Origin of the sequence: Stenotrophomonas sp. JAG2, assembly GCF_041080745.1 — a bacterium.
Classification (GTDB): domain Bacteria; phylum Pseudomonadota; class Gammaproteobacteria; order Xanthomonadales; family Xanthomonadaceae; genus Stenotrophomonas; species Stenotrophomonas maltophilia_AA.
In genome coordinates this window covers 294,969-318,966 of sequence record NZ_JBEUMH010000005.1, presented here as the reverse complement: position 1 = coordinate 318,966, position 23,998 = coordinate 294,969, and the positions used below count along the sequence as shown (strand labels likewise).

Sequence of the window (23,998 nt, the reverse complement as noted above, 5' to 3'; positions counted from 1 at the left end):
AACAAGGAAGTAAGCCATGCCCGACAATATCGATACCCGTAACCTGGATGCCACCTCCGGCGCGGTCTACTTCGCGGTAGGCCGTGGCACCGAAGGCGGCCCGGCGTCGTACCATCTGTCCATCGCCGGCATCACCCGCGGTACCCGCGAGCCGGATTGGGGCGAGGTCAGCAGCGTCGCGCAGAACAGCGGCTACAGCCTGGGCGCGATCCAGGTCGATTTCGGCCAGCGCGGTACCTGGCCGGTCGGCGCGATCGGCGATCGTCCGCTGGCGGCGGGCGAAAAGACCTATGTGGATGCGGTGATCGACCAGGCCCAGGCCTACGCGAAAACGCACAATCTGCCGTTCACCAACGACCGCGCCGACCTGCGTGGCGACCTGCTCAGCCACGGCAACGGGCTCGGCGGGCGCTCTTCGATCCGCTTCATGGACGAACAGACCCGCGACAGCATCAACGCCTGGGCCGGTTCGGACGAAGGCAAGCAGTGGATCCACGCCAACATCGATTACCCGCAGGTGCGCAACGCCACCCAGACCGCGATGTCGATCCTGGACGCGCACGGCAGCCATATTCCCGATGAGCGCCGTTTCGAGGCGATCAGCCTGCTGGCCAAGACCGCCAACCAGATGCCCGGCCAGCTTTCGAAGCTGGAAAAGGTGCTGGAGAACGGCGGCGACTACGACGCCCTGCGCACCAAGGCCGGCGAGATCCGCGCCACGCACACCTACTACGATGGCCCCAAGGCCGCCGACATCGCCGCGCGCTACGAAGACGCCTACGCGACCAACAAGGACGCGATGGACCGTGCCCACGCCAAGGTCAGCAGCCGTGACTACGCGCCGGCCGGTGAGCGCAATGATGCGGACATCCGCGTCGCGCTCGACCAGATCCATCCGCCGCGCCAGCAGAGTGCCGCCTCGAGCGTGCTGAAGGAAGGCGCCAGCGGCAAGGAGGTCGGCAAGCTGGAGTCCAATCTGGCGGTGCTTGGCTACACCGCCGCCAACGGCCAGGCCCTGAACGCCGACAAGCGCTTTGACGGCGACACCCGTGCGGCGGTGGAAGCCTTCCAGCGCGCGCACGGGCTGGAGCCGGTGGACGGCAAGGCGGGCCCGGCCACCCTGGGCGCGATCGACCGTGAAGCACGCCAGCTGCAGACCGCACTGGCCGCGCAGGGACATACGGATGCCAACGGCCGCGCGCTGAGCGTGGACGGGCACCTGGGCGCCGGTACCCGTGCCGCGCTGGGTGCTTACCAGCAGGCGCACGGCCTGGACCCCAGCGGCGTACTGGACGCGCAGACCCGTGAAGCGATGGCCGCACCGGCGCGCACCCAGGCACCGGCCGACATCGCGCCTGCGCCGGAACCGGCGCAGCGCGATGGCGCCGCGCTGCGGCCGCTGACCGATCCGGGCAACGCCCAGCACGTGCTGTACATGGAAACCCTGATGCGCGTGCATGAAGCCGAAGAGGCACGCGGCATCGGCCACGGGCCGCACAGCGAGCGTCTGGCCGGTGCGCTGACGGTGGAGGCCGCACGTGCCGGTCTGCACACCATCGACCGCGTCGAGCTCAACCAGGACGGTTCGATGGCGCGCGCAGTGCAGGCCAATGCGCTGCGCGACGAGGCCGCGTTGAACCGCACCAGCGCGCCAGTGCAGACCGCCGAAGCGATGGGCCAATCGCTGGAAGAAAGCACGGCCCGCGCGCAGCAGGCCGGCGACCAGCAGCGGGAGCAGCGGCTGATGGATCAGCAGGCCCAGCAGCATGGCGCACGGGCCATGTCGGCCTGAACCCGGCCGCCAGCGACCGGGCTCTACCGGTCGCTGGTGACCAGCTGCACGACGCTGGAGAAATCCAGTTTGCCGCGGCCGGCCTGGTGGTTCATCGAATACAGGTTGCGGGCCAGCTCACCCAGCGGGATCGAGGCGCCGACACTCATCGCCGCTTCCACCGCCAGGCCCATGTCCTTGAGCATCAGGTCGCTGCCGAAACCACCGCTGTAGCCGCGCGATGCCGGGGCGTTGTCCAGCACACCGGGCCACGGGTTGCACACTTCGGTGGCCCAGCTGCGGCCGGTGCTGACTGCCATCATCTGCGAAAGCACCTTCGGGTCCAGCCCGTGTGCGACGCCCAGCGCGATCGACTCACCGGTCACCGCCATGATCACGCCCAGCGCCATGTTGTTGCACAGCTTGGCGACCTGGCCGGCACCGCTGGCGCCGACATGGAAGATGTTCTTGCCCATCGCCTGCAGCAGCGGGCGGGCGCGTTCCAGCGCCTCGGCTTCACCACCGACGATGAAGGTCAGGGTGCCGGCCTGGGCACCGGCGGTACCGCCGGAGACCGGGGCATCCAGCATCTGCAGGCCACGTGCGGCGGCCGCTTCGGCGACCTTGCGGGCGGTGGCCGGGGCGATCGTGCTGCAGTCGATGACCAGCGCGCCGCCAGGGATATCCGCGAGCAGGCCGTCATCGCCGAGGTAGACGCCTTCGACATGGCGGCTGGCCGGCAGCATCGAAATGACGATCTCGGCGTCGGTCAGCGTATCCAGGGCCGAGGTGGCGGCAGTGGCGCCGGCGTCGACGGCGGCCTGCACCGCGGCAGGCACCAGATCGAACACGCGCACGGCGTGGCCGGCCTTGGCCAGGTTGGCGGCCATCGGGCCACCCATGTTGCCCAACCCGATGAATGCAATACGGCTCATGCGTGGCTCCTTTCAGGGACGGTGGCACCGAGGTCGGCCAGCGGATGCGCGGCATCCGACCACGGCGAAACGAAGAAGGTGCGGGCCCACTCGGCCGTCGCGTCAGCCAGCGTGCGCGGCTGCCACTGCGGGGTGCGGTCCTTGTCGATCAGCAGCGCACGGATGCCTTCGGCGAAATCGCCATGGGCCGCCGCGTGCAGGGCTGCGATGTATTCGATGCGATAGACCTCGGCCAGCGAGGCGCCCTCGGCCAGGTGCTGCAGCTCGAACGCGAGCCGCGCCGAGCCCGGCGCTCCGGCGGCGAGCGTCGCTTTAGCGGTGCTCAGCCAGGCATCGTCCGTCTCCAGCGCAAGGATCGCCTCGACGATCGCGCCGACGTCGTCGCCCGCGCACAGCGCATCGACCGTCGCGGCGTTGCGCAGCAGCGGGCCGGTGGCCGCATCGCTGGCATGCTGCTGCAGCAGCGCGGTCAGCTGTTCGTGATTGCGCTTGGCCTCGCGGCTCCAGTGCACGTCCGCCAGCGCGTTGAACACGGTCTCGCGCTGCGCTTCGGCGATGTGGATATCCGCCAGGCCGGCATAGATCGCATCGCCCGCGTTGAGCGGCGCGCCGGTCAACGCCAGGAACAGGCCGCCATGGCCGGGCACGCGCGGCAGCAGCCAGCTGCCACCGACATCCGGGAACAGGCCGACCGTGATTTCCGGGAACGCCAGTTTGGAGCGCTCACTGACCACGCGGTGGCTGGCCCCGGACATCAGGCCGATGCCACCGCCCATGACGATGCCATGGCCCCAGCACAGGATCGGCTTGGGATAGGTGTGGATCGCGTAGTCGACGCGGTATTCGACGTCGAAGAATTCGGCCGCGTAGGCGTTGTCGCGGATATCGGTCTTCCCACTGCCGCGGTACTCGACCATGCTGCGGTACAGGCTGTGCAGATCGCCGCCGGCGCAGAACGCCTTCTCGCCCGCGCCCTGCAGCACCACCAGCGCGATGCCGTCATCGCTGGCCCAGGCATCCAGCCGCTCGCGCAGCAGGTGCGCCATCGGCAGCGAGAAGCCGTTGAGAGTGCGCGCTGCGTTGAGCGTGGCAATACCGATGCGCGTGCCGTTGCCGGCCTGGCGCTCTTCGAACAGCACCGGCGCCGCGTCGTTGGCGACGACGGTACTCATGCGTTCTTCCACTGCGCGGCGCGCTTTCCCAGGAACGCGTTCACGCCCTCGGCCTGGTCGGCACTGTCGAACAGATCAACGAAGGCTTCGCGCTCGGCCACCAATGCCGAGGCGTGGGTGCCGGTGCGGGTGGCCTGCACCAGGGTCTTGCAGGCGGCGATGCTGGTCGGGCTCTGCTTGCCGGCCTTGTGCGCCCACGCCAGGGCCAGGGCCTTGGCCTCGCCCTTTGCAACCTTCTCTTCCACCAGGCCGATACGCAGCGCGGTGTCCGCATCGATGCGTTCGCCGAGCAGGATCATGCGCTTGGCCCAGCCTTCACCGACCAGGCGCGGCAGGTTCTGGGTGCCACCGGCGCACGGCAGCAGGCCGACAGTGGCCTCCGGCAATGCCACCTGGGCGTGTTCTTCGATGATGCGCAGGTCGCAGGCCAGCGCGCATTCCAGGCCGCCGCCCATCGCGTAGCCGTTGATCGCCGCGATGGAGACGCCGCGGAAACCGGACAGGGCTTCGAAGGCCTCACCGAAGCGGCGCGCGGCTTCACGAGCGGCCGCCTTGTCGCCGGAAGCGAACTGCTTGAGGTCGGCACCCGCGGAGAAGAACTTCTCGCCGTCGCCGGTGATCACCAGCGCGTAGATTCCGCGGTCTGCGTTGAGCGCGCCCACCAGGTCACGCAGCGCGGACAGGCTGTGCACGGTCCAGGTATGCGCCGGCGGGTTGTCGAGGGTGATGACCGCGACGTGGCCATCGGCCTCGACCTTCAGGCCGACATGATCATGCTGGCGCCAATCCATCATCGCAGTTCCTCTTCGGTGTTGAGCAGGTGGCGGGCCACGATCACACGCATGATCTCGTTGGTGCCTTCCAGGATCTGGTGCACGCGCGAATCGCGCAGCAGCCGTTCAATCGGGTATTCGCGGATGTAGCCGTAGCCGCCGTGGATCTGCAGTGCGTCGTTGCAGATGTTGAAGCCGGCATCGGTGGCGAAACGCTTGGCCATCGCGCACCACACATTGGCATCGCTGGCACCGGCATCGAGCTTGCGCGCAGCGGTATGCACCATCTGCCGGGCGGCGACCAGTTGGGTGACCATGTCGGCCAGCTTGAACTGCAGCGCCTGGAACTCCGACAGCGCCTTGCCGAACTGGCGGCGCTCGCCCATGTAGCGGCGGGCGGCATCCAGTGCGCCCTGGGCAGCGCCCAGCGAGCAGGCGGCGATGTTGATGCGGCCGCCGTCCAGGCCCTTCATGGCCAGCTTGAAGCCGCTGCCTTCCTCGCCGAGCAGATGGCTGACCGGCACGCGCACGTTCTCGAACGTGATGCCGCGGGTCGGCTGGCTGTTCCAGCCCATCTTCTCTTCCTTGCGGCCGTAGCTGATGCCCGGCAGATTGGCCGGCACCGCGATCGCACTGATGCCACCGGCCCCGGCGCCGCCGGTACGGGCCATCACCACCAGCAGCTCGGTGGCACCGGCGCCGGAGATGAAGGCCTTGGAGCCGTTGAGCACGTAATGGTCGCCGTCGCGTACCGCGCTGGTCTTCAGCGAGGCCGCATCCGAGCCGGCACCCGGCTCGGTCAGGCAGTACGAGGCCAGCTTGGTGCCGGACGAGAGGTCTGCACCCCACTCCGCACGCAGGCTCTCCTGGCCCCACTTGGCCACCATCCACGACGCCATGTTGTGGATGCTGACATAGGCCGCCGTGGACGGATCCACATTGGCGAGCTCCTCGATGACGACGGCGGCGTCCAGACGGCTCAGGCCGCTGCCACCGACCTCGGGGTCCATGTACAAACCACAGAACCCGAGTTCCCCTGCCTTGGCGATCGCCTCGCGCGGAAAGATGCCCTCCGCATCCCATCGCGCGGCGTGCGGCGCCAGTTCGGCCTGGGCGAAGTCACGCGCTGCCTCTCTATAGGCCTGCTGCGCTTCGTCGAGTTCCGTCGTCATCGAGTGGCTCATGGTCGAACTCCGTTGTTGCTTACTTCAGGCTGATGGTGGTGTTGACGCCATGACCCAGCGTCTCGTCATCGAACCAGCGCGAGGTGATCGTCTTGGTCTGGGTGTAGAACATCACCACCTGCTTGCCGTACGGGCCCAGGTCGCCGAGCTTGGAGGCGCGCGAGCCGGTGAACGAGAACAGCGGCACCGGCACCGGGATCGGCACGTTGATGCCGACCTGGCCGACGTCGATGTCTTCCTGGAACTTGCGCGCGGCCGCACCGGACTGGGTGAACAGCGCGGTGCCATTGCCGTTCGGGTTGGCGTTGATCAGTTCGATGGCGTCTTCCAGCGTCTCCGCTTCCAGGATCACCAGCACCGGCCCGAAGATTTCCTCGTCGTACACGCGCATGCCCGGCGTCACGCCGGCGAAGATGGTCGGACCGACGAAGTTGCCCTTCTCGAACCCATCCACCTGCGGGTTGCGGCCGTCGAGCACCAGCTTGGCGCCCTGCTCCACGCCCGAGGCGATCAGGCCTTCGACACGCTCACGCGCGGCGCAGGAGATCACCGGGCCGACATCGGTCCCGGCGACGCTGCCACCGCTGACCTTCAGCGTCTTGGCCTTGGCCACCAGGTCCGGCACCCATGCGCGCGCTTCGCCGACCAGCACCAGGGTGGAGGCGGCCATGCAGCGCTGGCCGGCCGCACCGAAGGCGGCACCGACCATCGCGTTGAGGCTCTGTTCCTTGTTGGCGTCCGGCAGCACCACGGCGTGGTTCTTGGCGCCCATCATGCACTGCACGCGCTTGCCGGCCAGCGAGGCGCGGTTGTACACATGCGTGCCGACGCGGGTGGATCCCACGAAGGACACCGCCTTGATGTCCGGGTGATCGCAGATCGCGTTGACCACGTCTTCGCCACCGTGGACGACGTTCAACACGCCCTTGGGGATGCCGGCTTCCAGCGCCAGTTCGACCAGGCGCATGGTGACCATCGGGTCCTGCTCGGACGGCTTCAGGATGAAGGTGTTGCCGGTGGCGATCGCCATCGGGAACATCCACAGCGGAATCATCGCCGGGAAGTTGAACGGGGTGATGCCCGCGCACACGCCCAGCGGCTGCAGCAGGGTGTAGGTGTCCACGCCGTTGGCCACGTTGTTGGCCAGTTCGCCGAGCTGCAAGTTGCCGATGGCGGCAGCGTGCTCGACCACTTCCAGGCCGCGGAACACATCGCCTTCGGCATCCGGCACGGTCTTGCCCTGCTCGGCGCTGAGGATGTGGGCCAGCTCGCTCATGTTCTCGCGGATCAGCTGCTGGTACTTCAGGAAGATGCGCGCACGGGTGCCGATCGGGGTCTTGCGCCAGGTCTTGAACGCCTCCTTGGCCGAGGCGACGGCGGCGTCGACCTCGCTGGGGGTCGCGAACGGGACCTGGGCCAGGACGTCCTGGGTGGCCGGATTGACCACGTTCTGCCAATGCGAGCTGGCCGATTCGATGAACTGGCCATCGATCAACATGCGGATACGGGGCGCTGCAACAGTCATGGACAATCCCGACGGGTCGAAAGTTGTTGGCATTATTCACAGTGCCATCCTCGATTTCCGGGCTGTATGCGCTTAATCTGGCCAATGCCCGCTACGATTCTTGTGAATTCTGTGAATAGCCAGCCCGTCCAACGTCAGATCGGCCTGCGCCTGCTCAAGCTGCGCGAGCAGCGGGGCTACAGCCAGCTCGCGCTGGCCAAGGCTCTGGGGATGTCGGCGAGCTACCTGAACCAGATCGAGCGCAACAAACGGCCACTAACCCCGGCGGTACAGGGCAAGCTGCGCGAGGTGCTGGGTGATGTCAGCGACCTGTTCGAGGTCGACGACCCCGGTGCGCTGCAGGAATCGCTGGGCGAGACCCTGCGCGACCTGGGCCTGGCCGATGTCAGCAGCACCGAGCTACGTGCCATGGCCGGCAACCTGCCGCAGATCAGCCGCGCCCTGCTCGACCTGCACCGCCGCCACCTGATGCTGCGCGAGCATGCCGCCGCGCTGGAGTTCCAGCTGGGCGACGTGCATGCCGGGCAGGCGCTGCCCGCCGGCGACCAGGTGCGTGACTTCTTCAACCGCATGCACAACCACATCCCCGAACTGGATGACCTGGCCGAGCAGTTGTTCGGCGAATGGGGGCTGGTGGCCGGGCATGTCGCGCCGCGCCTGCGCCAGCTGCTGGCCGACCGCCACGGCGTGCTGGTGGAGGTCGGACCGCTGCAGGCCGGACGCGAGAAGCGCGTCTACGACGGCGGCAGCCGCACCTTGTGGCTGCCCGACTACCTGGAGCCGGGCCAGCAGGCGTTCCAGATGGCCGCAGAGCTGGCCCTGCTCGGGTATGCGGCGCAGATCGATGCGGTGATCGCCCGCGCGGGGTTCGGCGAAGCCGAGCAGATCGCGCAGGCGCGGATCGGCATGTCCAACTATTTCGCCGGTGCGCTGGTGATGCCGTATGCACAGTTCCTGCGCGCCGCCGAGCACAGCGCGTACGACATCGATGCGCTGGCCCATCGTTTCGGGGTCGGCTTCGAGGCGGTCTGCCATCGGCTGAGCACGCTGGCCCGACGCAGCGCGCCGGGGCTGCCGTTCTTCTTCATCCGCGTGGACCGCGCCGGCAATGTCTCCAAGCGGCATTCGGCGACCGACTTCCACTTCTCCCAGGTGGGCGGCTCCTGCCCGCTGTGGATCGTGTACGAAGCGTTCAACCAGCCAGGCCGCGTACTGACCCAGACCGCGCGCATGCCCGACGGGCGCCGCCATTTCTGGCTGGCGCGGCAGGTGAGCAGCGGTCCGATCGGCCACGGCCAGCCGCGCAAGACCTTCGCCGTGGCACTGGGCTGTGATCTGCAGCATGCCGAGCGGCTGATCTACACGCGCGGGCTGGACATCCAGAGCCCGGGCAACTCGGTGTCGATCGGCCCGGGCTGCCGGGTGTGCCCGCGCGAGGACTGCATGCAGCGCGCATTCCCGCAGCTGCCGGGACGGGGTTAAGCGCAACGCCACATTCGATTGTCGGCTTAATTGGGATAGCTGATCACATAGCCACTCATCAACAGCGCCGCACAGAACTGCAGCATGCCAAGCAACCGCCCATTCTGGATCAGCTTTCCGGCACTCGGTGATGGAACCATATCCAAGGCAACGATCGAGAGCTTCGGTACAACGCCTACGCAGACGAGCGTCAGACAGAACCAGACAATGACACTGGCATTTCGCCATTGTTGGGCAAGTGCGAGAATCGTTCCTGCGCCAAGGAAAACCGGGATGGCCACCATCGATGCATTCAGCGATATACCTGCCACGCGACGCGCAGCGCGCATCAGTCGCTGGCGAATGCACTCAAAGCGCCCCCCATCACGCCCGAACACCGCATACGCGCCTCCCGCCAACAGCAGGGCCATGCACAGCGTTGAAGTGACTATCCGTGGGGAAAACACTTCCATAAAAATGCCTAATACCAGCGCGCTGGCTGCAGTGCCATACCCCGCCACCAACGCGAGGGCAAAGCCGGTCAGGAAAAGTACTGGGAACCGCCGCAGTAGTTTTCGCAGTTCCCTCTCGAGACTCTCCATTTGCATGCTTTGCACTTGCAGCTCTCCTCTTTCAACGTGAAATAATCATTTTCTTGCGTCGGCTCAAAGCAAATAGCCGACCGCCCAGCGATGCCTGCATACCCTCAATAAATCGGCGTCACCTTCATCTGCGGCAGCGGCCGTGGCGCACCATCGGTGAGGTCCGGCCCGAGGTCTTCCCACGTCTGGCCCTGCTCAACCATGTGCCGCCACAACTGCTGTGATTCGCGGCGTTTGTCTTCCGAGCTCAGGCGGTAGGACGGCGGCACCGGCGTGCCGGTGGCCACGCTCTGGTAGGCCGCTTCGTAGGCTGCCACGCGCTGCGCCGGATCATCGGTGCGCGCCACATCCAGCGTGTAGCGCTGGTAGGCCGAGGCCAGATTGCGCCAGCGGATCCAGTAGTGGTTGGCAAAGGAGAAATCGCAGAAGCGTTCGCCGGCGATGCTGCCCTTGTCGGCGATGCGGCTGAGCACGGCCTGCGGCATGTCCAGGTTCATGCCGCCCTCGTCGCCCTCCAGCGCGACATGCACGATGCGGTCGCGGTAGCCCGGCGCGCGAGCCTGCAGCACATCGCGCCAGTTCTGCATGGTCGACACGATCGAGAACAGGAAGCCGGACATCTCCGCCGCCGCCAGCGGCTGCGCGATGGAATGGTAGCTGCGTTGCCAGCCATGGCGGTTCTCGGTCGGCAGGAACACCGCCTGCTCCGCACGCGCATGCGGGTCGCCGTGGGCCAGCACGCTGACCGCCTCGGCGTGGCGCGGATACACCAGATTGATGCCGAACGTCGGCCAGCGCGGCAGCGCGGCGTCGAACAGGTGGATCGGGAAATTGCTGCTGATCCCACCATCGGAGAACCAGCAGACGCGGAAGGCCGCGATCACCGGGCCACAGCTCTGGCCGCCACTGGTGAGCCCTTCCATGCTGTCGGCCACGTTGGTGTTGTCGCGCCGTGGCTCGGCGTCCGCGACCGGCTCGCAGCGACGCTCGCGGCGCGCCGGCTCGTGCAGCGGCACCGCGCTGATCAGCAGCGGAAAGCTGAGGCTCATGCGCGTGGCGACCAGCACCGGCAGTTCCTCGCCATCGACCAGGCGGTAGTAGTCGCGCCCATCGACGTGCTCCGGCGTGCCTGCACGCGCCACCAGCCAGTCGACCACGCTCGCCGGAAACAAGTGCGCGAACTCCTCGCGCAGGAACCAGAAATGCGCCGCATTGAACGGCAGCGTGCGCGGCTCGCTGTGCGAGATGCAGGTGGTGATCATCTGCAGGGTGATCGCGTGCGCGCCGCCCGGTTCACCGGGATAGCGCGGCGCCGTGTGCAGATCGCCGAAGGTCAACGGCTGGTCGTCCGGCTTGCCGGCCAGTGCCTGCAGCCGTGCGTGCAGCCAATCGGTCAGGGCCGGTGCGGACGCATCGGGCTGGGTACTGCCATTGCACAGGCCGAGCAGGTTGCGCCGTGCCACCCGCGCGACGCGCAGCGCCGAGGCCAGCACGCCGGCGCCATACGCGCACAGCAGCGAGGGCAGCAGCGTGGCCCAGATGCCGTCGATGCCACCGGCCAGGTAGCCGATCCCGAGCAGCCCGGCGAGCGCAACCAGCAGCTCCACGGGTGCGATCGCGAACACCGCCGCGAGCAGGCAGGCGATCTTGCGCAGCAGGCCGGCCTTGCCGGTCAGCATCACCAGCAGGCGATACGCGGTACGCGCGCCGTACGCCGGCTGGAACAGGCTGTGGATGAACCCCTGCCGCGACAGCTGCGCCGAGACCTCGGCCAGCCCGGGAAAGCCTACCGCCGCAGCGACCGGCTCACCGGCCTGGCGGCGCCGATCGCCCAGTGCGGCGGCCGCTGCCACGGCGGCGGCAATGGCCCCGGCCGAGGTGCCGCCGATGCTCTTGAAACGGTACTCACGGGCCAGCGACAGCACCGCATTGGGATACACGATGCCGCTGGTGATGCCGCCCTTCATGACCAGATCGCAGTACTTGTCCGCCACGTTGCCGTCCTCTGTCCGCCGGTGCGCGGCCGATCCGCGCACCCTCCCCGCCTGTTCCCGCAACGATGCAGGGACCGGGGAGGCCGATGGCGACAGTATCGCCCGCGCGCTTCTCAGGGCCTGAGAAGCGCGGCACGGAACGGCTTATTCGGCCTTGCCGGACTGCGGCACGCGCCGTACCTGGGACAGGTCGTAGCCGAGCGCGGCGATGCGGGTCATGGCCGCCTGGTAGTCCGCATCGGAGATGGTCGGCGTGCGCGCCATCAGCCACATGTAATCGCGTTTGCTGCGCCCGACGATGGTCTGCCTGTAGTCGGAATCGAGATCCACGATCACGTACTCGGCCTGGATCGGCCAGATGAACTGCATGCCCCAGATGGCGCCGCCGGTGCCCTCCTTGACCGTCCCGATCGGATGCATGGTCTTGATCGGCGCCTGGAAGCTGCCCTTGCGGTAGCGGAAGGTGGTCTGGATGCGACCGTCCGGACGCAACGCATAGGACTCCACCGCATCGAACGCTTCACGCTCGGGGCGGCTGGGGATATGGGCGATCACATACCAGTCGCCCATGAAGCGCGGCACGTCCACGTGGGCCACGGGCGGGATCGGACGGGTGTTGCCACTGCAGCCGCCGAGCATCATGCCGACGGCCAGCAAGGGGATGAGAGCGCGGATCGACATGACGGCTTCCTCCAGGAACGTGGGGTGATCACGGACGGTTGAACAGGTAATGGGCCACCTGCCACTGCTGGCCCTGCTGATAGCCGAACAGCTCCGCGCAGGCCATCCAGAACATCCGCCAGCGCTGGTGCCACAGCGCGGCCGAGGCATCGCCGTAGGTCTGGCGCAGCACAGCCATCACGGCCTCCTTCTCCCGGTCCTGGTTGGCCAGCCAATGGTTGGCGGTGCGCTCGTAGTGGGTGCCATCGAGCAGCCAGCGCTGCTGCAGCTGCAGGTGCTGCTGGAAGAACAGCAGGGTATCGGCGGCCGGCATCAGGCCACCGGTGAAGAAGTGGCGACCCATCCAGTTGTCATCGCCCTCGGTCTCGAACGGGTACATCAGCGTGCGGTGCACGAAGATGTGCACGAACAGCTTGCCCTCCGGGCGCAGCCAGCGGTGGATGCGCTGCAGCAGCTGCGGGTAATTGCGCATGTGCTCGAACATCTCGATCGACACGCAGCGATCGAAAGTCTCCGCATCCAGCATCAGATGGTTCACGTCACGGGTCAGCACGGTGACGTTGATCAGGCCACGCGCGCGACACTGGCCCTGAATGTACTCGCGCTGGCTGTTGGAGTTCGATACCGCGGTGATCTGCGCGTTCGGGTAGCGCTCGGCCATCCACAGTGTCAGCGACCCCCAGCCGCAGCCCAGCTCCAGGATGTGCTGCCCATCGGCCAGCTGTGCGCGTTCGCCGTACAGCGCCAGCATCGCCTCTTCAGCCTCGTCCAGCGTTTCCGTGCCGGTGGCGTAGTAGCAGCTGCTGTACTTCAGGCGCTTGCCCAGGCAACGGTGGAAGAACTCGGCCGGCACCTCGTAGTGCTGGCGGTTGGCGGCATCCACGTGCAGCGCCACGGCGCTGCTGGCCAGCCCGGCGATGCGCGCGGCAAAGCGCTGCGACTGCACCTGCTGGCCGCCGGCGAGTTCTTCGCGCAGGCGCTGCTCGCACTGGCGGCGGATGCCCAGCCGCAGCAGGGCATCGGGCAGCAGTCCGCGTTCGGCCAGGCCGGTCAGGCCCGGTGCGTAGTCCGGCAGCGGTAGACGGTCACTGGCGACATTCATGGGGAAGATTCCTTGCGGGCATGCGACGAGCGGGAGGGGAACCACGGAAACAGCATCGGCGTGGTGCGCTGGTACTCGCGGTAATCCTCGCCACGCGACCGCAATGCCTGCGCCTCGGTGAAGGGAATCCCACTGACCCAGCGCAGGAACACGTACATCACCAGTGGCCCGGACCAGGCCAGCCACCACAGCGGCGACTGCACGGCGAGCAGCACATAGGTGAACCAGTGCAGCCACTCGAAGAAATAGTTGGGGTGCCGCGAGTAGCGCCACAGCCCCTCACGGCAGGTCTTGCCCTTGTTGGCCGGATCGGCACGGAAGCGCGCCAGCTGACGGTCCGCCAGCGATTCGCCGCCCACGCTCAGCAGCCACATCGCGATGGCCGCGATCAGCCAGCCCCAACCCGCTGGTGCCGGATTCACCGACACCGCCACGAACGGCAGCGCGAACAGCACGATCAGCAGCGCCTGGAACTGGAAGAAGCCGAAGATCTTTCCCTGGTGGCCGTTCCAGTGCCTGCGCAGATGCTGGTAGCGGCCATCCTCGGGCTCGCTGCGCACGCGGTGCCACAGGTGCAGCGCCAGGCGCGAGCCCCACAGGCCGCCCAGCACCGCCAGCGCGATCCGCGGCATCGCTGCCCCATTCCCCAACAGTGCCAGCAGCAGGGCAGAGGCGCCGACGCCCTTGGCCCAGAGCACATCCACCACACCGATGTTCTGGTGCCGGCGCTGCCACCACCAGCCCCAGGTCATGATCACGGCGGCGTACAGCCACACCCACCACAGCATTTTCATCGTGTCTCTCCCGGAACGAGTGGGCGCATCGGTGCGGCGTGGCGCTGCCAATGACGGGCGCACGCCGCAAGTACCGGCAGCGCGATCGCCCAGCCGATGCCAAGCAGCAGCACGCCGTGCCACTGCGGTGTAGCGAACACCACCGACGACCAGCCGCGCGCGGCGGACAGATACGCCAGCGGCGCCAGCAGCAGGCCGACCAGCGTGGCAATGACCAGATGACGCTGCAGCACCGCGAACGACACCGTGAGCGTCATCGCGAACGCGGCCCACAGTGCGAGGATCCAGACCGGGGCGACCCACGCGAGTTCATTGCCGGCCGCGTAAAGCACCCACCCGGAAGCGCCGGCCAACCCGTCAACGACCAGCCCGCAGCCGATCGCCACCAGCATCAGTCTGAGTTCGACCGACGGTTGTGCCGACAACGCCAACTGGCTGCCCACATACACCGCCGCCGCCACCAGCGCGGGCCAGCGCAGCCCGTGGCCGGCACCGATCACGGCGCACAGCCAGACCAGCTGGTTGCCGATCACGTTGGCCCAGAAACGGGGCACCTCAGCCCTCCCCGGCGATCAGCGCGGGCCGGTAGCCCGGACGCGCCATCAGCAGGTGCGAGACACCGATGGAGCGCTCCAGGAAGCCACCTTCGCAGTACGCGAGATAGAACTCCCACAGGCGGATGAAGCGTGCATCGAAGCCCTGCGCGCGCACTGCGGGCAGCTGGGCCAGGAACCGCTGGCGCCACGCGCGGAGGGTGAGTGCATAGGACGGGCCGAAATCGTGCTGGCCGATCAGCTGCAGGTCGCTGCTGCGGGTCTTGGCGGCGACGATCGCGTTGATCGAGGGGATGAAGCTCCCGGGGAACACGAAGCGCTTGATGTAGTCGACGCTGCGCCGGGCCTGCTCGTAACGCTGGTCTTCGATGGTGATGGCCTGCAGCAGCGCGAGGCCATCGTCCTTGAGCAGGCGGGTCAGCGTGGCGAAGTAGGTGTCCAGGTACTGCGCGCCGATCGCCTCGATCATCTCGATGGAAACCAGTTTGTCGTACTGACCGTCCAGATCGCGGTAGTCCTTGAGCAGCAGGGTCACCTTGTCCTGCAGGCCGGCCGCCTCGACCCGCTGCTTTGCCAGCGTGTACTGCTCGACCGAGATGGTGGTGGTGGTGACGTGGCAGCAGATGTGGCGCGCCGCGTACAGCGCGAAGCCCCCCCAGCCGGTGCCAATCTCAACCACGCGATCGGCCGCGGTGAGCTGCAGCTGCTCGCAGATGCGCGCCAGCTTGCGCTCGGACGCCGCCTCCAGCGTGTCGTCCGGGCGGGCATACAGCGCCGAGGAGTACATCAGGTCCGGCGACAGGAACAGCGAGAAGAACGGATTGCCCAGGTCGTAGTGCGCGGCGATGTTGCGGCGGCTGCCTTCGCGCGTATTCCGGCGCAGCCGGTTCCAGCCTTTCAGCAGCCAGCCGCCGATGCGGGCCGGGCCGCGCTCCATGCCATCGAGCAGATCGCGGTTGCGTACCAGCAGCTGTACCAGCGCGACCAGGTCATCGCAGCGCCAGTCACCGCGGATGTAGGCCTCGCCCGCACCGACACTGCCCTGCGCCGCGACCGCGCGGTAGAAACCGGGGTCGTCCACCCAGACCGTCACCTGGGGCGTGGCGTCTGGATCGCCGATCACCACATCGCCCACGGCGTCGCGCAGCCGCAGATGCCCACCGCGCAGCGGTGCCAGTTGCGCCAGCAGGCGCCCGCGCAGGAATCCTTCAAGGGCGGACGGTTGCGGCACGGCCACCGCACGGGTCATGTCGTTCATGGGGATTTTCCGGCAAGAGATGGATGGTCGTGAACGGGGGTGCGCTTGAGCCACAGGCGCAGCGCCTGCCAGTGGATCGCGGCCACTACCTTGAGGGTCATCAGCGGGTAGCGCAGCAGCACGCCGGCCAGGCCACGACCGGTGAGCGGATGGCGCTGCATCACCAGGTCGGCATCGAACTGGCACACGCCCTCGCGCCACACCTGCATGTGCACGTGCAGGTCATCGCCGGGCGCGGTGAAGCGCCAGCGGTACTCGCAGTCCATCGGCATGAAGGGCGAGACGTGGAACTGCTTGTCGAACGTCCAGCACAGCGCGCGGCCCTGGGCATCGGCCTGCGCCACCGGCAGCACGTAGGCGTGGCGTTCCTTCCAGGGCGTGTTGGTGATCTCCGCCACGATGCTGTCCAGCGTGGTGCCGTCGGCGGCGTAGCAGTAATAGAAGCTCACCGGATTGAAGACATGGCCGGCATAACGCGGATGCGTCAGCAGCCGGATCGGCCCGGCAGGCGCGCCGCCCAAGGCCTCGGTGATGCGTGCGCGGACGGAATCGGCCAGCGGCTGATCGGGCGCGCCGAGATAATCGCTGCGGCGGAACTCGACAACGTTGCGGCGGCCGACCGACCACAGCCAGCGCCGCTCGAACAGGCGCGGCAGTTCGTCCAGATCCAGCAGCAGCTGCGCGATCGGGTAGCGGAATGCATGCGCGTGCGGCGCGTGCCGCCGATGGCGCATCCAGCCACGGTAGATCGCACTGGCGCTCATGCCGGCAGCGCCTCGGCCAGCGGCCAGTACGACTCGGCATCCAGCGCCTGCAACGCATCGACCACGCGCCGCGCACTGCGGATGCCATCCTCGTGGAAGCCCCAGCCCCAGTACGCACCGGCGAACCAGGTCCGGCGGTGGCCCTCGATCTCCGTCCAGCGCTGCTGCGCCCGCACCATCGCGTGGTCGTGCACCGGATGGGCGTACTGCAGGCGACGCAGCACGGTGGACGGATCGATCGCAGCGCTGCGGTTGAGGGTGACCACCAACGGCGTCGGTGTGTCGATGCCCTGCAGCAGGTTCATGCAGTAGCTGACCGTGCACGGCGCCAGCGGATCGCGCGGTACGTGCGCGTTCCATGCGGCCCACGCCTTGCGGTCGCGCGGCAACAGGCTGGCATCGGTGTGCAGCACGACCTCGTTGGGCTGGTAGCGGATCGCGCCGAGCACGGCGCGTTCGGTGAGATCGGCATCGGACAGCAGGGCCAGTGCCTGGTCGCTGTGGCAGGCCAGCACCAGCTGGTCGAAACCTTCCAGGCCGGCAGCGCTGTGCACGCGCACGCCATGCTCGTGACGCTCCACGCCGAATACCGGGCACTCCAGGCGCTCACGCACCTGCCAGCGGCGGCGCAGCGCGTCGACATACCGCGCCGAGCCACCCTGCACCACGCGCCACGGCGCGCGCCCGGTCATCTGCAGCATCTGGTGATTGGCCATGAACTGCACGAGGTAGCGCGCCGGGAAGGCGGCCAGGCTGGCCGTCGGCGACGACCACAGCGCCGAGGCCATCGGCAGCAGGTGTTCGTCGATGAAGGTGCGGCCGTAGCGGCCCTTGTCCAGGAATTCGCCCAGCGAGGGGCCTTCATCGTCGCGCTCGAGCAGCGCCGGCGCCTCGCGGTAGAAACGGCGCAGGTCGCGCAGCATGCCCCAGAACCGCGGCGACACCAGGTTGCGGCGCTGGCAGAACAGCGTGTCCAGCGAGGTGGCGTTGTACTCCAGCCCGCTGCGTTCGCTGTGCACCGAGAAGCTCATCGTGGTCGGCTGCGAGGCCACGCCCAGTTCCTCGAACAGGCCGGTCAGCAACGGATAGTGCGCGGGGTTGAACACGATGAAGCCGGTATCCACCGCCTGCGTGCGGCCATCGATCTCCACCTCATGCGTGTGGGTATGGCCACCGAGGTAGTCATTGGCCTCGAACAGCGTCACTTCGTGCCGCTGGCTCAACCACCACGCACTGGCGAGGCCGGCGATGCCCGATCCGATCACGGCGATACGCATGTCAGTGCTCCGCCTTGGCCAGCACCCAGGCCGGCACGGGTTTGAGATCACGCACCAGGCCGAGCGCGGCCATCGCCCGCAGGCCATACCAGGTGACATCCACTTCCCACCAGTAGAAGCCCTGGCGCGCGGTCCCCGGGAAGAAGTGATGGTTGTTGTGCCAGCCTTCGCCAAACGTCAGCAGGGCGAGCCACAGGTTGTTGCGGCTGTCATCGCCGGTGTTGAAACGCTGGCGGCCGAAGCGGTGCGCCAGCGAATTGATCGTGACCGTGGCATGGAACAGCACGACGGTGGAGATGAAGAACCCCCACACCAGCATCTGCCCGCCGGTGGTGCCCCACGACGGCGCGATGCGCTCCAGCAGGGCACCCAGGCCGAACAGCGCGGCGGCCAATGCGATCGGCACCAGCGTGTCGAAGCGGTCCAGCCAGCGTAGTTCCGGGTACTTGGCCAGGTCGGGGATGCGCGACCAGTCGGTACGGAAGCCCTCGACCGTGAGGAACCAGCCCATGTGGCTCCACCAGAAGCCATGCACCGAGGGCGAATGCGGATCGGCCGCCGTATCGGTATGGCGATGATGGTTGCGGTGATGCGCGGCCCACCACAACGGGCCGCGCTGCACGCTGGAGGCGCCGATCAGCGCGAAGAGGAACTGCACGGCGCGCGAGGTGCGGAAGGTACGGTGCGAGAAGTAGCGGTGGTAGAAGGCGGTGATCGCGAACATGCGCACCGCGTACAGCGCGACCGCCACGCCGACCGCCACCCAGGAGACACCCACCCAGATCACCGCCAGGCAGGCCAGGTGCATCGCGGCGAACGGGATCGCCCGCACCCAGTCCACGCGCTGTGGCTGGCCGGTCGCGGCCGCCGCATCGGTGCTGGTGTCGAACCAGCGCAGCAGCGTTGCCCAGCGGCGTCGCTGTGCGGTGCGTCCTGCGTCGGGGGTGGGGCTGACCGACATGACTCGCTTCTCCTGAGGCGTTATCAGGAGATACGGGAGCGGGCGCCGTTTGGATGCACGGATCCGGAAAAATAGTCCGGACCCATGCGGTTACAGGTTCGCGATATCGCCCTTGGCGATGATCGGGCCGGTCGGAATGCCCTGCGGCGCGCCGGTGGAGGGCTCCAGCGTGATCGCCAGCACCGAGCCGTTCACAAGTGCATCACGCAGGGTGTCGGGCACGGCCACGGTGTGGGCACGGTTGATCGAGACCAGGCCCAGCGAACGCGGAGCGCCACCGGCCGGGATCAGCCACAGCTCCGGCGCGCGACCGGCCGCGTCTGCCGGTGCCGGGACGGGCACCATCAGCACCATGCCCTGGGTCTTGTCGACCGAGGCCAGCCAGCCCGGCGTGCCATCGTCGTGCAGCAGCGGGGTGACCGGCTTGGTCGCCTGCTCCGGTTCGGCCGGGGCCGTCGGGGTGCTCGGCGTGACCGCCACCGGGGTGGACACCGGAGCGGCAGGCTCCAGTTCGCGGCGGCTGAACACCGCCACCAGCGCCAATGCGGCGGCCAGCGCGGTCATGCCCTGCCAGAACCCGGTGCGCTGCCACAGCCGCGGCGAGGCCGTGGCTGCGGAAGGCCAGCCCAGCGAGGTCCGGATACGCGGCCACAGATGCGCGGGCACGGCTTCGGTGCCGAGCGACTCCAGCATCGGCGCGAGGCGGTTTTCCCACTGCGTCACCAGCCGGCCGAAACCGGGATCGCTGGCGATGCGGCGTTCAACCTCGGCGCGCCGCGCGGCGTCGAGCACCCCCAGCACGTACTCACCGGCGAGGATGTCGGCGCTCGGCGGTTCGCCGTCGTCATGCAGATCGTGGAGGTCGCGGATGTTCATCGTTCCAGGCACACCCGCAGTTGGCCCAGGCCCCGGCGGATCCAGCTCTTCACCGAGCCCAGCGGCGAGCCGATGCGGCGCGCCAGTTCCTCATAGCTGGCGCCATCGAGGAAGGCCAGCCGGATCAGCGAGCGGCGGCGCGGCTCCAGCGTGTCCAGGCAGTCCTGCAGGCGCTCGTGATCGGATGCCTGTTCGGCCACCTGGGCCGGCTGCGGCGCGAAATCGGGCAGTTCCTCGGCCACCGACAGATCATCCAGCGCGCGCGGCGGCGCGGCGCGCAGGCGGTCGATCGAGCGGTTGCGGGCCATCATCGACAGCCAGGTCATGGCCGCGGCCTTGGCACGGTCGAACTGTGCCGCCTTGTGCCAGACCGTGGTGAAGACCTCCTGCAGCACCTCTTCGGCATCGCCGCGGTCGCGCAGCACCTGCAGGCAGATCGCGAACAGGCGGCCGGAGGCAAGCTGATAGACCGATTCGAACGCCTGGCGATCGCCTCCGGCGACCCGGACGAGCAACTCGTCCAGGCGGTGTGATGCGGCGGCGGCGGCGTCCAGCTCGGGCATTGCAGGCTCAATGTCGATAACGGGCGTATCGGCATCCTCCTTGCTCCCGGCGCTGTCTGCAAGGGGGCGCTCAGGCACCGCATGTCTTCACCAGCGGCTGCGTGCGGGCAGCGGTGAGCTCGGCGGCGGGCGTTGCAACGGGGGCGGCGGGAAACTCGACCCGCACGTCCGGGTACCTGCCCTTGTCATCGCGGACGTTGCCGGTGCCGGTGAACTGCAGCAGGCGCTGGTCCGCGGTGGCATAGATCAAGGTCACCGCGGGCACGGCGAAGCCGAACCAGGCATCGAGCTTCATCTGCAGCTGCTCGGCCGGCTGGCCCTGCCAGGTGACCGCGCCGGTACGCTGCAGCTTCAGCGGCACCAGGCGCTGGCGACTGGGCAGGAGGAACTGGAACGCCACGCTCTGTCCGGCCTGCAGCGCAGCCCAATGACGGCGTACCGCGGCATCGAAGCCGGCATCGACCACGGCCCCCGAGGGGATCGCGATCGCCCGGCTGAAGGTGGGCGCCTGGGCGCTGGCGCGGACCGATACCTGGCGCGCATCGGAGGTACCACGCACGCCTTCCTGATACCCATCGCGGCCATCGTCGAGCGTGAAGTCCGGCGTCTGCGGGTTGCCCTGCGGCGTCATCCATTTGCGCGCGAACGGACGGCCATCGCTGCAGCGGTACAGCACCAGCCGCGACTGTGCGCTTGTCGGTCCCTGCAGCCAGTGCGTCTCGCGGTAGAGCAGGCGCCCATCGGCGGTGGCGTACGCGCGCCCTTCCTGGCGCTGCACGGTCTGGTCGGCGGCACTCACGGGGACGGCAAAGGCCGACATCAGCAGGATCAGGCAGGGCATCGGCTGGCGCATGGGGGTCCAAACGGGCGGGCTTGCAGGGAGATACGCAGTTGGCTGCGGTTTGGATGCAGTGGGGTCAATCGCGCAGACGACTTGACCATCGCTCGCCTTCGGCCTACCTTGTGCTCGCCGAAGGTATCCATCGCTTCATGCAGATGAAGGGATGGATTTAAACGGGAATCCGGTGAAGGCGCCTCGTGCGCCCATTCCGGAGCTGCCCCGCAGCGGTGAATGGAAACGACTCCTGCCAACAGCACTGGGCCATCGCGCCTGGGAAGCGGCAGGTACTAGGTGGGTGTCCGCGCCCGTGTCCATCAGCCCGAATACCGGCCCCGGCCGGAGGACACGACCGTCCTCCGATTCGACCTGGAACGTCCGCGGGGAGGTTGCCGGGGCCTGCCGCCATGCCGCCTGCCTGGCGCTGCCCCCGTGCGTCCGCTTCACGGCATCCGGTTCGCCCGCGGGGGCGAAGGTCGCTGGCGGGGCGGAACGGGCTGCAAAGCCCCGGACGGCGCGCGGTTCCTTCGTTCCTCAATGCCCCTACGCAATGAGGACACGTTCCAATGACCACTGTTACCACCCTGGGTTTTCCGCGCATCGGCGCCAAGCGCGAACTCAAGCGCGCGCTCGAAGCCTTCTGGTCCGGCGAGAGCAGCGCCGCGTCGCTGCAGGACACCGCGGCCGAACTGCGCGAACGCCACTGGCAGCTGCAGCGCGAGGCCGGCGTGGATGTGCCGCCGAGCAACGATTTCAGCCTGTATGACCAGGTGCTCGATGCCGCCTTCCTGTTCGATGCGATCCCGGCCCGTTACCGCGCGCTCGCCGATGCCGAACCGCTGGGCGGCTACTTCGCGATGGCGCGGGGCCTGCAGCGCGATGGCATCGACCTGCATGCGCTGGAAATGACCAAGTGGTTCGACACCAACTACCACTACCTGGTGCCCGAACTGCATGCCGGCCAGACTTTCACGGTGCGCGGCGACAAGCCGCTGGCCGAGTACCGCCAGGCCAAGGCGCTGGGGATCGAGACCCGCCCGGTGCTGATCGGGCCGGTGACCTTCCTGCGGCTGTCCAAGACCACCGATGGCAGCAACGCGCTGGACCTGCTCGATGCGCTGCTGCCGGTATACGTGCAGCTGCTGGGCGAGCTCAAGGCCGCCGGCGCTTCGTGGGTGCAGCTGGATGAGCCGCTGCTGGTGCAGGACCTGGACGAGGCCACGAGGGCCGCGTTCGAACACGCCTATGCGGTGCTGGGCCAGGCCGCCCGCCCGAAGGTGCTGGTCGCGACCTACTTTGGTGCGCTGGAGGACAACCTCGATCTCGCCGCGTCGCTGCCGGTCGATGGCCTGCATGTGGATCTGGTCCGCGCGCCGGAACAGCTGGATGCGGTGATCAAGGCGCTGCCCGCCGGTCGCGTACTGTCGGCCGGCCTGGTCAATGGCCGCAACATCTGGCGCACCCACCTGGACAACGCGCTGGTGCTGGCGCGCTACGCGCACGGCCATGTGGGCAGCGATGCGCTGTGGCTGGCGCCCTCGTGTTCGCTGCTGCACAGCCCGGTCGATCTGGACCACGAAAAGAAGCTGGACGACGAACTGCGCAGCTGGCTGGCGTTCTCCCGGCAGAAGCTCGGCGAGCTGCGCGTGCTGGCCGACGCTATCGATGCGCCGGCACGCGCCGAGGCGCCGCTGGCGCAGTCGCGTGCGTGCATCGAATCCCGTCGCCGCTCGCCGCGCGTGCACAACCCGGCCGTCGCCGCGCGACTGGCCGCGCTGACCCCGGCCGATGCCCAGCGCCACAGCCGCTACCCGCAGCGTCACCTGGCCCAGGCGGCCGCGCTCAAGCTGCCGCGCTTCCCGACCACCACGATCGGTTCGTTCCCGCAGACGCTGGAGGTGCGTGAGGCGCGCGCCCGCAACAAGTCCGGCAAGCTCTCCGATGCCGACTACGATGCCTTCCTGGCGACCCAGACCGAGCACTGCGTGCGCGTGCAGGAACAGATCGGGCTGGACGTGCTGGTGCACGGCGAGTTCGAGCGCAACGACATGGTCGAGTACTTCGGCGAGCAGCTGGATGGATTCGCCTTCACCAGGAACGGCTGGGTGCAGAGCTACGGCTCGCGCTGCGTGAAACCGCCGGTCATCTTCGGCGATGTGACCCGCCCGCAGCCGATGACGGTGCGCTGGTCGCAGTACGCGCAGTCGCTTACCCAGCGGCCGATGAAGGGCATGCTGACCGGCCCGGTGACGGTGCTGCAGTGGTCGTTCGTGCGCGATGACCAGTCGCGCGCGGACACCTGCCGTCAGATCGCGCTGGCGCTGCGCGATGAAGTGACCGATCTGGAAGCGGCCGGCATCGGCGTGATCCAGATCGACGAGCCGGCGATCCGCGAAGGGCTGCCGCTGCGCCGCGCGCAGTGGCGCGACTACCTGGACTGGGCGGTCGAAGCCTTCCGGATCAGTGCCAGCGGCGTGCGCGATGCGACCCAGATCCACACCCACATGTGCTATTCCGAGTTCAACGACATCATCCACTCGGTGGCCGCGATGGACGCGGACGTGATCTCGATCGAGACCTCGCGCTCGCGCATGGAACTGCTCGATGCCTTCGTGCGCTTCCAGTACCCCAACGAGATCGGCCCGGGCGTGTACGACATCCACTCCCCGCGCGTGCCGGACAAGGCCGAGATGCTGGCACTGCTGCGCAAGGCCGCCGAGGTGCTGCGTCCCGAGCAGATCTGGGTCAACCCGGATTGCGGCCTGAAGACCCGTGGCTGGCCGGAAACCCGTGCCGCGCTGGAAGCACTGGTGGCCGCTGCGCGCGAGCTGCGCGAGGAAACCGCAGACGCCGACGCCGCCTGATCTGCCCTTTGTAGACTGCCCCAAGGACCCCATCGCCGCCGTTGCCGGC

21 protein-coding genes and 1 riboswitch are annotated in these 23,998 nt (G+C 68.0%); of the genes, 3 read left to right on the top strand and 18 right to left on the bottom strand.

Annotated features, from left to right (window positions below):
* Positions 1-16 precede the first annotated feature (16 nt).
* Positions 17-1,792 (top strand): peptidoglycan-binding protein, encoded by a 1,776-nt coding sequence (locus tag AB9O74_RS08825; protein WP_369349065.1) that lies wholly within the window; start codon positions 17-19, stop codon positions 1,790-1,792.
* Positions 1,793-1,815: 23 nt separating this feature from the next.
* Here AB9O74_RS08825 and mmsB read toward each other — a convergent pair whose 3' ends face one another.
* From mmsB to AB9O74_RS08800, 5 genes are read right to left on the bottom strand one after another with little or no spacing between them, the layout of a single operon-like run.
* Positions 1,816-2,706: a 3-hydroxyisobutyrate dehydrogenase gene (gene mmsB, locus AB9O74_RS08820; protein WP_346478443.1), complete on the bottom strand. Its 891-nt coding sequence runs from the start codon at positions 2,704-2,706 to the stop codon at positions 1,816-1,818.
* Positions 2,703-3,878 carry an enoyl-CoA hydratase/isomerase family protein gene (locus AB9O74_RS08815; RefSeq protein ID WP_369349064.1) on the bottom strand — a complete coding sequence of 392 codons (1,176 nt, stop codon included), beginning with the start codon at positions 3,876-3,878 and terminating at the stop codon, positions 2,703-2,705. The genes mmsB and AB9O74_RS08815 overlap by 4 nt, the downstream gene beginning before the upstream one ends.
* Positions 3,875-4,672 carry an enoyl-CoA hydratase gene (locus AB9O74_RS08810; RefSeq protein WP_369349063.1) on the bottom strand — a complete coding sequence of 266 codons (798 nt, stop codon included), beginning with the start codon at positions 4,670-4,672 and terminating at the stop codon, positions 3,875-3,877. Before AB9O74_RS08810 ends, AB9O74_RS08815 begins: the two co-directional genes overlap by 4 nt.
* Positions 4,669-5,835, bottom strand: coding sequence for an acyl-CoA dehydrogenase family protein (locus AB9O74_RS08805; protein WP_369349062.1), 1,167 nt, complete (start codon positions 5,833-5,835; stop codon positions 4,669-4,671). Before AB9O74_RS08805 ends, AB9O74_RS08810 begins: the two co-directional genes overlap by 4 nt.
* 19 nt (positions 5,836-5,854) lie before the next feature.
* Positions 5,855-7,360, bottom strand: a complete 1,506-nt coding sequence (locus tag AB9O74_RS08800; RefSeq protein WP_176990171.1) for a CoA-acylating methylmalonate-semialdehyde dehydrogenase — start codon at positions 7,358-7,360, stop codon at positions 5,855-5,857.
* Between the two features lie 111 nt (positions 7,361-7,471).
* Here AB9O74_RS08800 and AB9O74_RS08795 point away from each other — a divergent pair, with 111 nt between their 5' ends.
* Positions 7,472-8,842: a short-chain fatty acyl-CoA regulator family protein gene (locus tag AB9O74_RS08795; protein ID WP_369349061.1), complete on the top strand. Its 1,371-nt coding sequence runs from the start codon at positions 7,472-7,474 to the stop codon at positions 8,840-8,842.
* Positions 8,843-8,868: 26 nt separating this feature from the next.
* Here AB9O74_RS08795 and AB9O74_RS08790 read toward each other — a convergent pair whose 3' ends face one another.
* The 13 genes from AB9O74_RS08790 to AB9O74_RS08730 all read right to left on the bottom strand — a co-directional run bounded on the left by AB9O74_RS08790 (position 8,869) and on the right by AB9O74_RS08730 (position 21,100).
* Positions 8,869-9,438, bottom strand: coding sequence for a hypothetical protein (locus tag AB9O74_RS08790; protein ID WP_369349060.1), 570 nt, complete (start codon positions 9,436-9,438; stop codon positions 8,869-8,871).
* Between the two features lie 89 nt (positions 9,439-9,527).
* Positions 9,528-11,417, bottom strand: coding sequence for an RpoH suppressor (locus tag AB9O74_RS08785; protein ID WP_369349059.1), 1,890 nt, complete (start codon positions 11,415-11,417; stop codon positions 9,528-9,530).
* A gap of 144 nt (positions 11,418-11,561) precedes the next feature.
* A complete protein-coding gene (locus tag AB9O74_RS08780) occupies positions 11,562-12,098 on the bottom strand; it encodes a lipocalin family protein (protein ID WP_369349058.1) in 537 nt (178 codons plus the stop codon).
* A 28-nt stretch (positions 12,099-12,126) separates the two neighbouring features.
* Positions 12,127-13,200, bottom strand: coding sequence for a class I SAM-dependent methyltransferase (locus tag AB9O74_RS08775; RefSeq protein WP_369349057.1), 1,074 nt, complete (start codon positions 13,198-13,200; stop codon positions 12,127-12,129).
* Positions 13,197-13,994, bottom strand: coding sequence for a DUF1295 domain-containing protein (locus AB9O74_RS08770; protein WP_369349056.1), 798 nt, complete (start codon positions 13,992-13,994; stop codon positions 13,197-13,199). Before AB9O74_RS08770 ends, AB9O74_RS08775 begins: the two co-directional genes overlap by 4 nt.
* Positions 13,991-14,548, bottom strand: coding sequence for a DUF2878 domain-containing protein (locus tag AB9O74_RS08765; protein ID WP_369349055.1), 558 nt, complete (start codon positions 14,546-14,548; stop codon positions 13,991-13,993). The genes AB9O74_RS08770 and AB9O74_RS08765 overlap by 4 nt, the downstream gene beginning before the upstream one ends.
* 1 nt (position 14,549) lies before the next feature.
* Positions 14,550-15,806: a class I SAM-dependent methyltransferase gene (locus tag AB9O74_RS08760; protein ID WP_369349054.1), complete on the bottom strand. Its 1,257-nt coding sequence runs from the start codon at positions 15,804-15,806 to the stop codon at positions 14,550-14,552.
* On the bottom strand, positions 15,803-16,570 hold the full coding sequence (locus AB9O74_RS08755) for a DUF1365 domain-containing protein (RefSeq protein WP_369349053.1): 768 nt from the start codon (positions 16,568-16,570) through the stop codon (positions 15,803-15,805). The genes AB9O74_RS08760 and AB9O74_RS08755 overlap by 4 nt, the downstream gene beginning before the upstream one ends.
* On the bottom strand, positions 16,567-17,847 hold the full coding sequence (locus AB9O74_RS08750) for an NAD(P)/FAD-dependent oxidoreductase (protein WP_369349052.1): 1,281 nt from the start codon (positions 17,845-17,847) through the stop codon (positions 16,567-16,569). Before AB9O74_RS08750 ends, AB9O74_RS08755 begins: the two co-directional genes overlap by 4 nt.
* Before the next feature lies 1 nt (position 17,848).
* A complete protein-coding gene (locus AB9O74_RS08745; protein ID WP_369349051.1) occupies positions 17,849-18,808 on the bottom strand; it encodes an acyl-CoA desaturase in 960 nt (319 codons plus the stop codon).
* Positions 18,809-18,898: 90 nt separating this feature from the next.
* Positions 18,899-19,684: an anti-sigma factor gene (locus AB9O74_RS08740; protein ID WP_369349050.1), complete on the bottom strand. Its 786-nt coding sequence runs from the start codon at positions 19,682-19,684 to the stop codon at positions 18,899-18,901.
* Positions 19,681-20,247 (bottom strand): sigma-70 family RNA polymerase sigma factor, encoded by a 567-nt coding sequence (locus AB9O74_RS08735; RefSeq protein ID WP_241696580.1) that lies wholly within the window; start codon positions 20,245-20,247, stop codon positions 19,681-19,683. Before AB9O74_RS08735 ends, AB9O74_RS08740 begins: the two co-directional genes overlap by 4 nt.
* 70 nt (positions 20,248-20,317) lie before the next feature.
* Positions 20,318-21,100, bottom strand: a complete 783-nt coding sequence (locus tag AB9O74_RS08730) for a hypothetical protein (protein WP_369349049.1) — start codon at positions 21,098-21,100, stop codon at positions 20,318-20,320.
* Positions 21,101-21,204: 104 nt separating this feature from the next.
* Positions 21,205-21,438, top strand: a riboswitch (cobalamin riboswitch).
* A gap of 213 nt (positions 21,439-21,651) precedes the next feature.
* Between AB9O74_RS08730 and metE the strand changes: the two genes are divergently transcribed.
* Positions 21,652-23,949 carry a 5-methyltetrahydropteroyltriglutamate--homocysteine S-methyltransferase gene (gene metE, locus AB9O74_RS08725; protein WP_369349048.1) on the top strand — a complete coding sequence of 766 codons (2,298 nt, stop codon included), beginning with the start codon at positions 21,652-21,654 and terminating at the stop codon, positions 23,947-23,949.
* Positions 23,950-23,998 lie beyond the last annotated feature (49 nt).